Origin of the sequence: Caproiciproducens sp. NJN-50 (assembly GCF_004103755.1) — a bacterium.
Lineage (GTDB): Bacteria > Bacillota > Clostridia > Oscillospirales > Acutalibacteraceae > Caproicibacter.
On the sequence record NZ_CP035283.1, the window covers coordinates 2,297,632 to 2,311,084 of the forward strand.

General features: G+C 56.0%; 8 protein-coding genes, 1 tRNA gene and 1 pseudogene. 4 read left to right on the plus strand and 6 right to left on the minus strand.

Annotation, left to right across the window (positions count from 1 at the left end; translation table 11 throughout):
- Positions 1 to 30 precede the first annotated feature (30 nt).
- Both EQM14_RS11085 and EQM14_RS11090 read right to left on the minus strand, forming a co-directional pair.
- Positions 31 to 121, minus strand: a tRNA-Leu gene (locus tag EQM14_RS11085).
- Between the two features lie 169 nt (positions 122 to 290).
- Complete coding sequence (locus EQM14_RS11090; protein WP_128743100.1) at positions 291 to 1,664, minus strand: APC family permease; 1,374 nt, start codon at positions 1,662 to 1,664, stop codon at positions 291 to 293.
- Positions 1,665 to 2,061: 397 nt separating this feature from the next.
- Between EQM14_RS11090 and EQM14_RS11095 the strand changes: the two genes are divergently transcribed.
- The 3 genes from EQM14_RS11095 (at position 2,062) to EQM14_RS11105 (ending at position 6,383) form a co-directional block, all read left to right on the plus strand.
- Positions 2,062 to 4,050 (plus strand): hypothetical protein, encoded by a 1,989-nt coding sequence (locus EQM14_RS11095; RefSeq protein WP_128743101.1) that lies wholly within the window; start codon positions 2,062 to 2,064, stop codon positions 4,048 to 4,050.
- Positions 4,051 to 4,275: 225 nt separating this feature from the next.
- Positions 4,276 to 5,085, plus strand: coding sequence for an EFR1 family ferrodoxin (locus EQM14_RS11100; RefSeq protein ID WP_128743102.1), 810 nt, complete (start codon positions 4,276 to 4,278; stop codon positions 5,083 to 5,085).
- Between the two features lie 32 nt (positions 5,086 to 5,117).
- Positions 5,118 to 6,383 (plus strand): MFS transporter, encoded by a 1,266-nt coding sequence (locus EQM14_RS11105; RefSeq protein WP_128743103.1) that lies wholly within the window; start codon positions 5,118 to 5,120, stop codon positions 6,381 to 6,383.
- A 68-nt stretch (positions 6,384 to 6,451) separates the two neighbouring features.
- Here the strand turns inward: EQM14_RS11105 and EQM14_RS11110 are convergent, their stop codons facing one another.
- The 4 genes and pseudogenes from EQM14_RS11110 to EQM14_RS11125 all read right to left on the minus strand — a co-directional run bounded on the left by EQM14_RS11110 (position 6,452) and on the right by EQM14_RS11125 (position 11,078).
- On the minus strand, positions 6,452 to 7,642 hold the full coding sequence (locus EQM14_RS11110) for a YkvI family membrane protein (RefSeq protein ID WP_128743104.1): 1,191 nt from the start codon (positions 7,640 to 7,642) through the stop codon (positions 6,452 to 6,454).
- A 24-nt stretch (positions 7,643 to 7,666) separates the two neighbouring features.
- Entirely contained in the window at positions 7,667 to 9,085 is a 1,419-nt protein-coding gene (locus EQM14_RS11115) for an FAD-binding oxidoreductase (protein WP_128743105.1), read from the minus strand.
- 1 nt (position 9,086) lies between these two features.
- Complete coding sequence (locus EQM14_RS11120; protein WP_128743106.1) at positions 9,087 to 10,289, minus strand: electron transfer flavoprotein subunit alpha; 1,203 nt, start codon at positions 10,287 to 10,289, stop codon at positions 9,087 to 9,089.
- Positions 10,286 to 11,078: pseudogene (locus tag EQM14_RS11125) on the minus strand (electron transfer flavoprotein subunit beta/FixA family protein). Before EQM14_RS11125 ends, EQM14_RS11120 begins: the two are co-directional and overlap by 4 nt.
- A gap of 215 nt (positions 11,079 to 11,293) precedes the next feature.
- Here EQM14_RS11125 and EQM14_RS11130 point away from each other — a divergent pair.
- Positions 11,294 to 13,282, plus strand: coding sequence for an oxidoreductase (locus EQM14_RS11130; RefSeq protein ID WP_128743107.1), 1,989 nt, complete (start codon positions 11,294 to 11,296; stop codon positions 13,280 to 13,282).
- The last annotated feature ends 171 nt before the right edge of the window (positions 13,283 to 13,453 follow it).

Consider the following 13,453-nt stretch of genomic DNA (forward strand, 5'->3'; position numbering starts at 1 on the left):
GATACTCAGATCCTATAAGGACACTCCGCATGGTGCGAGAGGCGGGACTTGAACCCGCATGAACGTTGAATGGTTCACAAGAACCTGAATCTTGCGCGTCTGCCAATTTCGCCACTCTCGCAACTCAGCCTGTATATCTTATCATATGAATCTATGCTTGTCAACCTTTTTCAGCCGCTTTTTATAAACTCCGCGAAAGTGATCGGATTTTCAATATTTTGGCAGAATGCAAAATTTACAATCTACGGAAAAGGAAAGGGCTCCCTTCCCTTTTCTCTCCCGGTTTGCGACTAAGTATCCTTTTTGATGGGCGATTCCTTATAGGGATCAAACAGCGCTCCGACAATTAGAATTACCGCAAATACGATTAAATAATAAACAACGGACACTCCGTGGGCAATGCAGGCCGCGACCATCATAAAGATACAACCCAATATCGCCAACAAGGGCATGACGATCCGTTTGAATGCGTTCAAGTCTTTTTCTTTGATCATCAGCATCATAAATATGGGAATATAGCCGGCATAAAGCGTGATAATCGGAAGTTCGGAGGTATCGAAACAGAAAACGCCAAACCATGGATCGGCCGCAAGATTCGCTCCATAGAAATAAAGCAGCCAAACTCCGCAGAACAAAAGTCCCAGCATGGAAGAGTTGCCAGGCATGTTTGTAACAGGATCCACTTGGCGAAATACTTCCGGCAAAGGGCCGGAACCACGGACCGCCAGCGAATACATGCCTCTGGTACAGCCGAGCATCAGGCCGTTCAGTGTGCCAAGGCAGGATATGATGACAAAAACAAAGATCAGGGAACCGCCGACAGGGCCAAAAATATTCTGAAAAGCAAGCTTTGCACCAGCCTGGCCATTTTCCATCAACGTTTTCGCCGGGACAACCCCTGCGAGGCCAATATAATAGAGAACATAAACGGCTACAACAATAAGCGAACCCCAGATCAGAGCCCTGGGCAGATTCTTTTTAGAATCTTTTAATTCCGCATTGATGGAAGTCGCAATGATCCATCCCTCATAGGCAAAGGCAACTGCGACAACGGACGCGAAAAGGCCGCCCCCGGCGCTGGAACCGGTCTCCGCCACATGGGTGAAATTCTGAACGGTCAGACCGTTTGTCAGGCCGATCAAGGTACCTGCAATCGCCATCAGAAGCAAAGGGACCAGTTTGATCACCGTAGTCGCAACCTGGAATTTGCCGGCAAGGACGGGGGACAGGGAATTCAAGGCATAGCTGCCAACCAGATAGAAACAGGAGATTGCCATGCATGCCCCTCCGGTAATGTCCCAACCAAGCAGCACACAGGTAAAGCGTGCGGATACCCACGCCAGCACGGAGGTCATAGTCGGATTGTAGATTGTTGCCATAAACCAGCCAACGTAGTAACCGTATTTTTTGCCTACCGTCATTTCCGCATAATCAACGACGCCGTTGATTTTTTCATACTTTGTGGCCATCACGGCAAACGTGTAGGAACAGACGATCATAATAAATCCGACGATCAGCCATGCGGCAATTCCCATCGGCATATTTCCGCCTGTTGCATTCAGCACCGCCTCCGCCTTAAAAAAGACGCCGCTCCCAATGACGATGCCGACTACCATGGCAATGGCTGTGAACAAGCCATATTTTTTTGTCAAACCGCTTTCCATGAAATCTGCTTCCCCCCAGAATTTCCATTATTTTTTAAATGAAGGATAAAAATGACAAAAATCCAACTTTTCTTAGTATAGCAATTGAAAACGCCGATGACAACATAAAAATTTTTTGCATTTCCAATAAACGCGGGATGTACTGCGCTTATTCCTGCGCAGCGGAAATTCTGGAAAAATCGGGAAAACTGGAGACCTTTCTTCCAGCAAAACAGATTTTTGCCAGGTTTTTTTATGAGGACATGGAAAAAAAAATACTATAATTCTCCAAAAAAATTAAATTTAAGCAATATTCCTTTCTGCGATTTCCTGCCTCTTTTTGCTTTATAAAATGGGGACACTGACCTCAATTCCCAAGAATTCGGGTTGGATGTTAACAGCAGAAAGGGAATGAAACGTGAGAAAGCAGTATCGCATCTTAAGCATGGTCCTTGCACTCACACTGGTTGTTTCAATGTTTACCGGCAACATGGCATTTGCGGAGGAAACCGGTTTATCGGTTATTTCGCTTCACGATTTCGCTTCGGTGACAACCATCGAAAAACACAGCAGAACGTTTTACGAAATCGAGATCGACCAGCCGGAGGTTACGTTGGAGGCCGCGTCCAGCGATGAATCCGTTTTGAAGACCAGCCTTACGGAGGAATCGGAGGATTCCGGGTACTACACGCTTGTTTTGGAAGCTTACAGCGAAGGAGAAGCAACCGTCACCCTGACCGCGTCCGACGGGACGGCAGCATCCCGGCAGATTACGGTTCAGGACACCGGATATGAGTGGGATTATACCGCGGACGCCGACCAGACGGGCGACTTCACCGTTCCGTCCGGAAACAGCCGCTACATAAAGATCCACTATGAAAATCTGAGCGCGGAAACCTATACCTTCCCGACTCTTGTCTCTGATCATCCGGACGACGTCGCCGTCACTCTGGAAGGGTATGAGGACAACGATTATTACTACCGTGTCGATGCGCTGGGAAACGACGGACGGACCGCGTCGCTTTACATCGGCAGTTCCGATTACGTCATCGCACGGAAACTGTGCGGTGTCTCCATCGCGAAAAATTCCGATCTCAGCATGGATACAAGATCGACTTATGTCTGCAGCGTTTTCGATACCTATCATTTTGTCGTTCATACCAAATCCGGAACCGCCCCCGAAGTGACTGCGTACAATGACAACATCACCATTACTCCGGTTGGCAAAGTCGAGGGCGGATACGAATATGTTATGGAAGCGGAGCACGAAGGAGAATCTCTGGTCCAGGCGACGCTGAACGGGGAAACGGCCGCTTTTGCCGTTTCCATCCTCTACGACGACCCGCCGTCCGTTGTTTACGATGAACCGAAAGAGGTTTCCGTTGAGCGCGGACAAACTTACACTTATAAATTTTCGATCATGGGCGGCGGAACGCCCTCCTTTGCGCCGGATCAGGCCGGTGCCTTTACCGTACAGTCGGTGCGGAAGGACGGGATCGACTACTACTGTACGGTTGCGGCCACCGGAGCCGTCGGGTCGAGCTCGTCTCTCCTGGTCTCTTTCCCGGACTCCGATGAAAGCTACACCGTAAATGCCGGAAAAGTAACCGTTGCAAAACAGGTCAGCAAGATTCTGGAATCGGACACCAACCATGATTTCTCCCTGGCCAAAGGCTCCAGCTATCTTTTCAAGATTACGGGAGCAAGCAGTTTTTACGCCGGTTCCTCCGGTATGTTCACCATCTCCAAGGAGAAAACCTCCGGCAAAGACACCTATTACCGAATTACGGCAACGGGCAAGGTTGGAGAGGCGGCCGGGTTCTATATGTACGCTCCGGGCTGCGTGCCGCTGAAGGTGTGCGCGGTCACGGTGGCACCTGTAAAAATCACTTCCGACACCAGCCATGATTTCGAACTTCCCGCAGGCGGAAGCTATCAGTTTAAAATCACCGCGCCGGGCGTCGATTCCATTCAGTTCAACGGCGGCTCCGCAGGCATTGTGCAGCCCGTTCTGGTCAAACATTCGGGGAATGACTTTTACTACAAAGTCACTGCGGTTGGCAAACCGGGGCAGCAGACCGGAATTTACGCTTCGGTCCTCGGGCAGGACGCCGTCAAGATCTGTGTTGTGACGGTTGGACAGATAAAAGTTTTATCCGACACCAACGGGGATTTCAGCCTTGCCGCCGGGGCCTCTTATCAGTTTAAGATCACAGCCCGGGGCGCGTCTTACGTCGACTTCGGAGCGGGTTCCTCCGGAGTCGTCCAGACTTCCCTTGTCAAGCACTCCGGCGACGATTTCTACTTCAAAGTCACCGGGAAGGGAGCCTCCGGCCAAAAGACGGGAATCTACGTTGCCGCTCCCAATCAGGATTCCAAAAAGGTCTGCGTGATCACAATAAAATAAAGCCGATCCCCTTTGGGCCGCCCCCCTTTCGCAATTCCGCAGGGGCGGCCCTTTTTATCCTTCCGCGATTTGTTCCGGTTATATGATTGAAATGCGATTGCTTTTTCGCCGCAAATCATGTACGATGGATACAGGCTGACAGACGAAGCACGGCGCCGGGGGACGGAGTGCGCCGCTTTCGGCTGAGGACGGCAAAAGCCGGAATTGATTACAGGGGGCATTTAAATGAGTTATCGCATTCATTCGCTCTATTTCAGCGCCACGGGAACAACGGAAAAAATCGTGTCGGAGGTTGCAGGACGGCTGTCGGAAAAAAGCGGGGGCCCCGTGGCGGGCCGCGTGGATTTTACCCTTCCGCAGGCTCGGGAAATTCCGTGTTCTTTTGGGGAAAGCGATCTCGTGGTGGCAGGGGTCCCCGTTTACGCTGGCAGGGTCCCGAACGTGCTGCTGAAATACATAAAGTCCGTCCGAGGAAACGGCGCACTGGCCGCGGCGGTCGTCCTCTACGGGAACCGGGACTACGACGACGCGCTGATCGAGCTGCGGGACCTGCTGGCGGAGGATGGGTTCCGGGTGATCGCGGGCGCCGCGTTTGTCGGAGAGCATTCCTTTTCACGCATTCTTGCCAAGGGCCGGCCCGATGAAAAGGACCTGTCGGAAGCGGACCGGTTTGCAGACCTGATTGGCAGCAGGATCGCGGAGGGAAAACTTGGCACGGTTGAAGTGAAGGGGAATACGCCTTATCGAAGCTATTATAAGCCGAAAGACCCGCAGAATAAATCGGTTGATATCAGAAAGGTCCAGCCAAAAACGACGGATGCCTGCACGCACTGCATGACCTGCGCAAAAGTCTGCCCGATGGGGTCCATCAGCGCAGACGACCCCTCCGTTCTGACGGGAATCTGCATTAAATGCGGCGCATGTGTGAAAAAATGCCCGGCCGGTGCAAAATATTTCGACGACCCCGGCTATTTGAGACATAAAACGGAGATGGAAATCGGACTGACCGCACGCAGGGAGCCGGAACTCTTCTGAAAATTTGGACCTGCCGGAAGGAAAACAATATCATGCGCTTTACAATGAAAAAAGGTCCCTGTTCTCCCTATTCAAATCTTCCCCGCGAAATTTATATTTTGTTTGCCGCGAGGATCGTCACCTGCATGGGAGGCTTTATTCAGCCGCTTCTGACCTTGATTTTAACACAGAAATTGGGGTTTTCCGCCGCGGAGGCGGGCGGATTTTCCGCCTTTCTGACCCTGACTCAGGCCCCTGCAGTGATTCTTGGCGGAAAGCTGGCAGACCGGATCGGCCGGAAGAAGATTTTGGTAGGCTGTCAGGTTCTAGGGTCGTTTTTTTATTTTCTCTGCTTCCTGTTCCCCGACCGTGCCCTGATGATCCCATGCATTACTCTTGCGGCGGACCTTTATATCGCATCCATGCCGGCCTATGACGCCATGGCAGCCGACCTTTCCACCCCGGAAAACCGGCAGTCGTCATTTTCCCTGATCTATCTGGGGATCAACATCGGCTTTACGGTCAGCCCGATCCTAGCGGGACTGCTGTTTCAATCCCACCTGCAGCTGATGTTTCTCATCGACGCCGGAACGACATTGCTTTCCACCCTGATCATCGCGATGTCCGTCCGGGAAACCCAATGGAGGGAAAATGCGGAACTCTCCGGGCTGGAGCAGACAAAGGACGATGTTTCCCTGTTCCGGCTGTTTCGGATGCTTCCCGTTCTCTTTTTCGTGATTCTATTCAGTTTTTCCTATCATTTTACCTATTCCCAATGGACTTTTTTGTTGCCGCTCCAGTTTGGGACCCTTTTCGGAAAGAACAGCGCGGTGAACTTCAGCATGATGACGGCGCTGAATTCCCTGATCGTCGTACTGTTCACGCCCATTCTGACTTGGCTGACGCATCGGCGCCGCCCGCTACGGATCATTGTAATCAGCGGCGCGGTATTCGGCACTTCCTATCTCCTGTTCGCCCTTGCAAGATCCATGCCGTTCTTTCTGCTTACCGGCGCTGTCTTCACTTTTGGAGAGATTTTAGAAAGCATCCACTTCAGGCCGTACCTGGCAGACCACGCGCCTCCGCAGTATCTCGGCAGAGTCAACTCGTTCGCAATGTTCGTTCAGGGAACCGGCAGCGCGCTGGGACCGCTGTCCTCGGGGCATATGGTCGGGCATATGGGGTATCTGCCCACATGGCTGTTTCAGGCAGCTTTCGTGTTGATTGGAACAGCAGGGATTCTGATATTGGATGAAAAGGAGAAACGGCTTGAAAACCGTGCGCACAGTCCCGCGTCCGCCGAAGATTCCATTCCGTAAGAAACGCCGCGGGCTTCCCCGCGGCGTTTCCCGTGCAAATACTGCCGTAAGTCCAATTTTTCAGAGGCCTACTCCGCAGTGCGTCGCCGTTTCTTGCCATCCGCCAGGAAACGCACCACAAAGGGAAGAAATACGGAGACCAGGGCGGCATAGCCGAGGTAGGCGTAGCCTTTTTTTACGACCGCCATCAGGCCGAACTGGGCGATGACAAACGCCACCGCGGTAAACAGCAGGGAAAATCCGACGTTCCTCAGGCGGTGTCCGGACTTCCGCTTTTCCGGCTCCCCGATCCGGCGCTCCACGGCGTTGACGCAGCGGGTGACGATCCCGGATACCATATTCACGCCGGTCGAAACGGAGCCCAGGATCATGAGGGCCGCGATGACCGGCGTCAGCACTCCGGTGCCCACGCCGTTCTGAACCAGTACCAGCATGGGGACGGAAGCGGTGGCCAGGTCGGCCGCAAATGCCACGGCCAGCAGGCCGACAATGGTCAGCATCATGGCCAGGGTATTCGTGATGAATATGTAGACGGCGGCATGATTCACCTGCTTTTCGCTGGTCAGCGGCTCCATGTGCTGATACATGACGGACACGGAGGGAAGCTGGAACAGGAAGTACAGGAACGCGCTCCACAAAGCGGCGCCGAACGAGCCGCTCTCCCCGGAGGCGACGCACATGGAGCCTCCGGCCATCTTCGAGGCGGATGCCGTGATCTCTCCCCACTGGGCGATGATATTCGGCACCAGCACCGCAACAAGGCCCGCGATGATCAGCACGGACAGAGTGGAGGCGACCCGGCGCACCATATCGGTGCCGTACAGAGCGATGAGAAAAATGAAGGCGCCCACAAGGAGCGTGCAAAGCCAATACGGAATCTGAAACAGCGTGTTCAGGGTGGAGCCGCCGGTTGCAAAAGCCGCCGCGGACGCGGTGGCGATCATGATGAGATAGGTCAGCTCAAACAGGTTGGAAAACACCGCGCGGTACCTGCCGTAGAAATGGTCGGAAAAGCTGCGGTAATCGTACAGCCTGTTGCGGTAGGCGTAGCGCATGCCGTACCAGAAAAACAGGGCGTACAGGAACTGGGTGAAAACCGGCAGGAACAGGCACCAGATGCCGTAGTTGATAAAGTAGGAATAAATTTGCGCGCCGGAGGCGAATCCTCCGCCGAACTGGGTGGTGAACGCCACAAAAGCGATTCCGACCGCCAGCGGCATCCTGCTTTTGTCGACCAGCAGGGATTTCTTCTCACTCATCGTTTTCCCTCTTTCTTTTGCTTGTCAGGCGTGGTATTCCACGATCTTGCCGGGATTCAGGACCAGCCTCTCATCGAACGCCAGCTTGATGGATTTGTAAAGCCGGATCATGCGGCCGCCGAGAAAGGGTTCCAAAAATTCCAGACGGCCGTTGCCGATGCCGTGCTCGCCGGAAAGCTGCCCGCCCAGCCGCTTCGACAGATCGTACAGCTCCGTCAGGCTGGCGTGGGTCGCCGTTTTCCACTCCTCGTCGCTCATGCCGGAGTCCCGGAGCATCTCCGTGTGGATGTTGCCGTCTCCGGCGTGGCCGCAGGGCTCCACCCGGATTCCATGGGAAAGTGCGATTCTCTTCGCCGCCTTGACGTACTCGGCAATGGCGCTGCGGGGCACGACCACGTCGCACTCCTCCTGCGACACCGAATCCGCCTTCATCCCCTCCAGAATCGCGCCCCTGACTTCCCAGACCGAGGCGATCCGCTCCGGGGTATCCGCGATCATGCAGTCCAGCGCGCCGCTTTCCAGCGCCGCGTCACACGCCGCGTCGCAGGCGGCCTCCAGTTCCCCGGGGCTGGAGGCGTCGTACATGACGATCAGCACGGCCCCGCCCCCGGGAACCGGGAAGGGCTTGTTGAGCGTGCGCTCCACGATTTCCAGCAGTTCCCGCTCCACAAACTCGATGGCGGTCGGCGTGAACGGCAGGTCGAGCACCTTCGGCACCATGTCGGCGCAAGCCTCCAGGTCCGGGAAGGGCATGACGAGCGTGCAGGTGCACTTCGGAGCGGGCAGTAGCTTGAGCGTGACCTGCGTCAGGATGCACAGCGTGCCCTCGGAGCCGATCACCAGATCTTTCACATCGTAACCGGTGGTATTCTTCACCACATTGGAGGAAAAGTTGACGATGGAGCCGTCCGGCAGCACTGCTTCCATGCAGCGGACAAAATCGCGCGTCAGGCCATACCTCACCGCTTTCATACCGCCCGCGTTCGTGATGACGTTGCCGCCGATGGTCGCCGTTTTCTCCCCCGGGTCCGGCGGATAGAACAGGCCCTCCGCCGCCGCTGCCGCCTGAACGTCCAGCAGCAGCGCGCCCGGCCCGCATGTGATGGTCTGGTTTTTCCGGTCCACCGGAAAAATGCGGTTCATCCGCATCAGGGACAGCATGATGCCGCCGTATTTGCAGGTGGAGCCCCCGGCCAATCCGGTGCCGGCGCCTCGCACCACCACCGGGATATTGTGGTCGTACCCGTATCTCATCACGGCGGATACTTCCCCTGTATTCTCGGCCTCCACATAGAGGTCGGGCGGAAAAACTCCATATTCCGGCATTTCATCATGACAGTATTCGGGCAGAATGTCGGGGCCCGCTTTCACCCGTTCGGGGGAAGTGAGGGACTTGATCGCTTCGATGCCCGCGGCATCCAGCTTCCGATAGGGGTAAGGCATTTTACTCCGCCTCCTTTCCCGCGGCGGCAAGCTGCTTCAGCAGCGCCGGAACCGCGTCAAACAGGTTGTCGACGATGCAGTAATTTGCGATGTTGAAAATCAGCGCGTTGGGGTCGGAATTGATCGCCACGACGCACTCGCTGCCGTTCATGCCGGCGGCAAACTGGATGGCGCCGGAAACGCCGCACGTGACGATCAGCTTCGGGCGGACCGTCCGGCCCGAAAGACCGATCTGATGGGCGGTGTCGCCAAAGCCGTTTTCCACCATCGGGCGGGTGAAGCAGAGCTGGCCGCCCAGGGTCTGCGCCAGACGGCGCACGAGCGCCACGCCGTCCCCGTTTTTCGCGCCGCGGCCCGCGACCACCAGAATATCCTCTTCCTCGATGGATTTTTTCCGGATCAAAGGGATGACCTCCAGCACTTCGATCCCGGAGCGCGCCATCGCGTCGCTCACCGGCATCGGGGTCACTTTTCCGTCCGGATGGTCCACTTTTCCGGCTTTGTCCATCACCCGGTAGCGGACCGTGGCGAATTGCGGCCGGGCGTCCGCGATCAGGATCTGCGCCATAATGTTGCCGCCGAAGGCGGGCCGGACCTGGACAAGGTCCGTGTTGAGCCGGATATCCAGCTTCGTGCAGTCGGCAGTCAGACCGGTGTGGAACCGAACGGACAGCCGCGGCGCCAGCGAACGGCCGAGCTCCGTGGCGCCGATCAGCACCACGGAGGGACGCAGCTGCGAGATGCAGTCCGCCGCCGCATCCGCATAGCAGTCCGCCTTGAATCCGGCAAAGCCGGGGTGTTCGTAGACAAAAGCCTCTTTAATTCCATAGGGAAGCAGTTTTTCCGCGTTTTTTTCCGTCCCATCCCCGCCGACCAGCAAGGCGGAGACCTCATACCCTACTTTGGCGGCCAGGCGGCGGGCCTCGCCGATCAGCTCATAGGTGACCGGATGAAGCTCCCCATTCTCCTGCTCCGCGTAAATCAGAATGCCCTTCCATCTGCTTTTCCCGGCGGTATCCTTCCGCGGTTTTTGCTCGAATGCGATCGCGCGGCTGGGACAGACTTTGACGCAGACGCCGCACATCCGGCATTTTTCGTTTACCCGCGGACCGTTTTCCTCCATGCTCAGCGCGTCGAATGGGCATTTTTCAATACACTGTCCGCACAGGTCGCAGGCCGCGGCGTTAAAATGGATCGCCGTCATTTCCCCGTCCCTCCCTCGATCAGTTTCTTTTCCTTCAAAACGGAAACCAGCGCGGCCGCTTTCTCTCCCGCGCTGCCCTTCAGCATCACTTTTTTTGCGTTGACCGGCGGGGCAAACATGGTTTCCACATGCGTCGGAGAGCCGGCCAGGCCGCAGCGGGAAAGATTTTTTTCCGGCAGGTCGTCAAAGCCGCAGACCCGGGGTCTCGCGCTTGAGCCGGTAGGAGGGCAGACGCGGCACGCAGATATTTTTTTCCACCGTGATGAGGCAGGGCAGCCGAAGCCGGGACCTCTGCGTGACGGTCGCCAGTGTCTGGCGCACCTCGATGCCCGTTTCATCCACCGCCAGGATCTCGCTGACCCACGCGGCGTGGGGGATTCCGAGATGCTCCGCGACGGCGGGGCCGATCTGAGCCGTGTCCCCGTCCGTGGTCTGCCGTCCGCAGAGGATCAGATCGGCCTTGCCGAGCAGGCGGATCCCCTGGGAAAGCGTGTAGGAAGTCGCAAGCACGTCGGACCCGGCGAATTTCCGGTCTGAAAGGATCACGGCGTCGTCCGCGCCCATCCGGTAGGCATCGCGCATCATCTGTTCCGCCTGCGGCGGTCCCATCGTCAGGACCGTGACCCTTCCTCCCATCCGTTCCCGAAGACGCAGGGCCGTCTCCAGCGCGCTGAGGTCATACGGGTTCGTCTTGGCCTGGGTGCCAAGGCGCTTTAACGAGCCCGTCTCCCGGTCGATTTCCACCTGCGAGGTGGCGGGGACCTGCTTCATGCAGACCAGAATATTCATTCCTGCTAGTCAACCCCTTTTGCTAATTTACTTTAAAGTTCTAAAGTGTAAACTGCTAAAATTTTAACACAGGACGGACGCGATGTCCATCCCTAATTTAAAATTCGACTTATTTTCAGAACAAAACGGATGCTCAATGCTGAAATATATCCGGGAAATCCGCACAAACTAACGTAAAATTCTCATAAAATCAGTCTTAGAAAGGACGTGCTGCAATGACCGGACCGTATTCAAAGCTCTTTGAACCCATCACGATCGGCAAGCTGACCCTTAAAAACAGGTTTTCCATGGCTCCCCTCGGCATGGTTTCCATGTCGGATTCCCAGGGAGGCTTCACTCAAAACGCCCAGGAATATTATGTCGAACGCGCAAGGGGCGGCACGGGACTGATCGTCACCGGCGTCACCAACGTGAATTATGATGAAATGGAACCGCTGGCGCTGCCCTGTGCCTCCCACAACCCGCTGTGGTTCATGAAAACCACAGCGCCCATGAACGAGCGCATCCACGCCTACGATTCCCGCATCTTTCTCCAGCTCACCGGCGGATTCGGCCGTGTGGCAATCCCCCACCTCATGAAAAACGCCATCGCCCCCTCCCCGCAGGAAAACCGGTGGGACCCTTCCATCATGCACCGAGAGATGAGCCGCGAGGAAATTCAGGAACTCATCAAATCCTTCGTCACCTGCGCCGTGGTGGCAAAGCAAAGCCATTTCGACGGAGTGGAGATCCACGCCGTGCATGAAGGCTATCTGCTCGACCAGTTTGCCATCGCGCTCTACAACAAGCGCTCCGACGAATACGGCGGAGACCTGCGCGGACGCCTGAAAGTGGCGACCGACGTGGTGAAGGGCATCAAGGCCGCCTGCGGAGACGATTTCACCGTTTCTCTCCGCTACAGCCTCAAGAGCTTTGTCAAGGGCATCCGTCACGGCGCACTGCCCGGAGAAAAATTCGTTGAACAGGGTAAAGACATCCAGGAGGGCGTGGAAGCCGCCAAAATTCTTGTGGAGGCGGGTTACGATATCCTCAACGTGGATGCCGGCACCTATGACTCCTGGTACTGGAATCATCCGCCGATGTATTTTGAAAAGGGAATGTACCGGGAATTCGGAAAAATCCTGAAAAAGGAAGTCAATGTGCCCATCATTTTGGCGGGGCGTATGGACGACCCGAAAATGGCCTGTGAAGCGCTGGGCGTCTGCTGTGACATCATCGGCCTGGGCCGCCCGCTGCTGGCCGACCCGGAGCTGCCCCTGAAAATCCGGACCGGACGGACGGACGAGATCCGGCCGTGCATCTCCTGCCAGCTGGGCTGCCTTGCCCGCCTGGCGCAGGGGCTTCCGCTGTCCTGCGCCGTCAACCCCGCCTGCGGCCGAGAGAAGGAAACGGCGCTGACGCCGGCGCTGTGCAAAAAGAACGTTTTGATTATCGGCGGCGGGCTCGCCGGCATGGAAGCGGCCCGAGTCTGCGCCCTGCGCGGCCACAAAGTGACGCTGCTTGAAAAAGGCCCAAGACTGGGCGGCAACGTGCTGCCCGGCAGCGTGCCGGATTTCAAGGAGGATGACCGCCATTTGATCGAATGGTACGAAACCGAGCTCGGAAAGCTGCCCGTGAAAATAAAACTGAACTGTGCCGCCGACAGGGAAACGGTCGAGCGCTTCAATGCCGACGCCGTCATCATCGCCATGGGCTCCACTCCCGTCCGGCTTGATTTTGGAAACAAGAACCGGATTTTCACAGCCGAAGAGATTCTTCTCTGCCCGGAAAAGGCCGGCAGCGATATCGTGGTTGTCGGCGGCGGGCTGGTAGGCTGCGAGACGGGTCTTTGGCTGAGGCGCATGGGCAACAAAAACGTCACCATCGTCGAGGCGGCACCGGAAATTCTGGGCGGTGGAGCCGACATGTGTTTCGCCAACTACGATATGCTGAAGGACCTGCTTGCCTTTGAAAAGATTTCGGTGTTTTGCTCCTCTGAAGTGACCGGTGTGGAAAACTCTTCCGTCACGGTGCGGTCAGCGGAGGGCGAAAAAAAGATCAAGGCGGATACGGTGATGCTGGCCGTCGGCTATCGGCCCGAGACGGTTCTGTACAACGAGCTGCGCGGCTGTGCGAAGGAAATTTACAACGTGGGCGATTCCCGGCACGTGCAGAACATCATGCACGCCATCTGGGACGCGTTTCAGGTCGCGCGGGAACTGTAAACTGGCGCTCCGCCAGCCGTAGCCGCAAACGGCCAACGAAAGGCCCGAACGCTGTTTGTGACAAAGAAAAATCCCCGGAAATCCTCATCTCTGCCGGATTCCTCGGGGATTTTTATTTTATAATGCTATAGGACTCGAAAGCGCGCAGCGGTAAAATCCGCCTCCGTTGTT

What these genes read in the sequence shown, in the direction of transcription:
- EQM14_RS11090 (WP_128743100.1), bottom strand. Translation starts at nt 1,664, where the DNA reads ATGGAAAGCGGTTTGACAAAAAAATATGGCTTGTTCACAGCCATTGCC.
- EQM14_RS11100 (WP_128743102.1), top strand. Translation starts at nt 4,276, where the DNA reads ATGAGTTATCGCATTCATTCGCTCTATTTCAGCGCCACGGGAACAACG.
- EQM14_RS11105 (WP_128743103.1), top strand. Translation starts at nt 5,118, where the DNA reads ATGCGCTTTACAATGAAAAAAGGTCCCTGTTCTCCCTATTCAAATCTT.
- EQM14_RS11110 (WP_128743104.1), bottom strand. Translation starts at nt 7,642, where the DNA reads ATGAGTGAGAAGAAATCCCTGCTGGTCGACAAAAGCAGGATGCCGCTG.
- EQM14_RS11115 (WP_128743105.1), bottom strand. Translation starts at nt 9,085, where the DNA reads ATGCCTTACCCCTATCGGAAGCTGGATGCCGCGGGCATCGAAGCGATC.
- EQM14_RS11120 (WP_128743106.1), bottom strand. Translation starts at nt 10,289, where the DNA reads ATGACGGCGATCCATTTTAACGCCGCGGCCTGCGACCTGTGCGGACAG.
- EQM14_RS11130 (WP_128743107.1), top strand. Translation starts at nt 11,294, where the DNA reads ATGACCGGACCGTATTCAAAGCTCTTTGAACCCATCACGATCGGCAAG.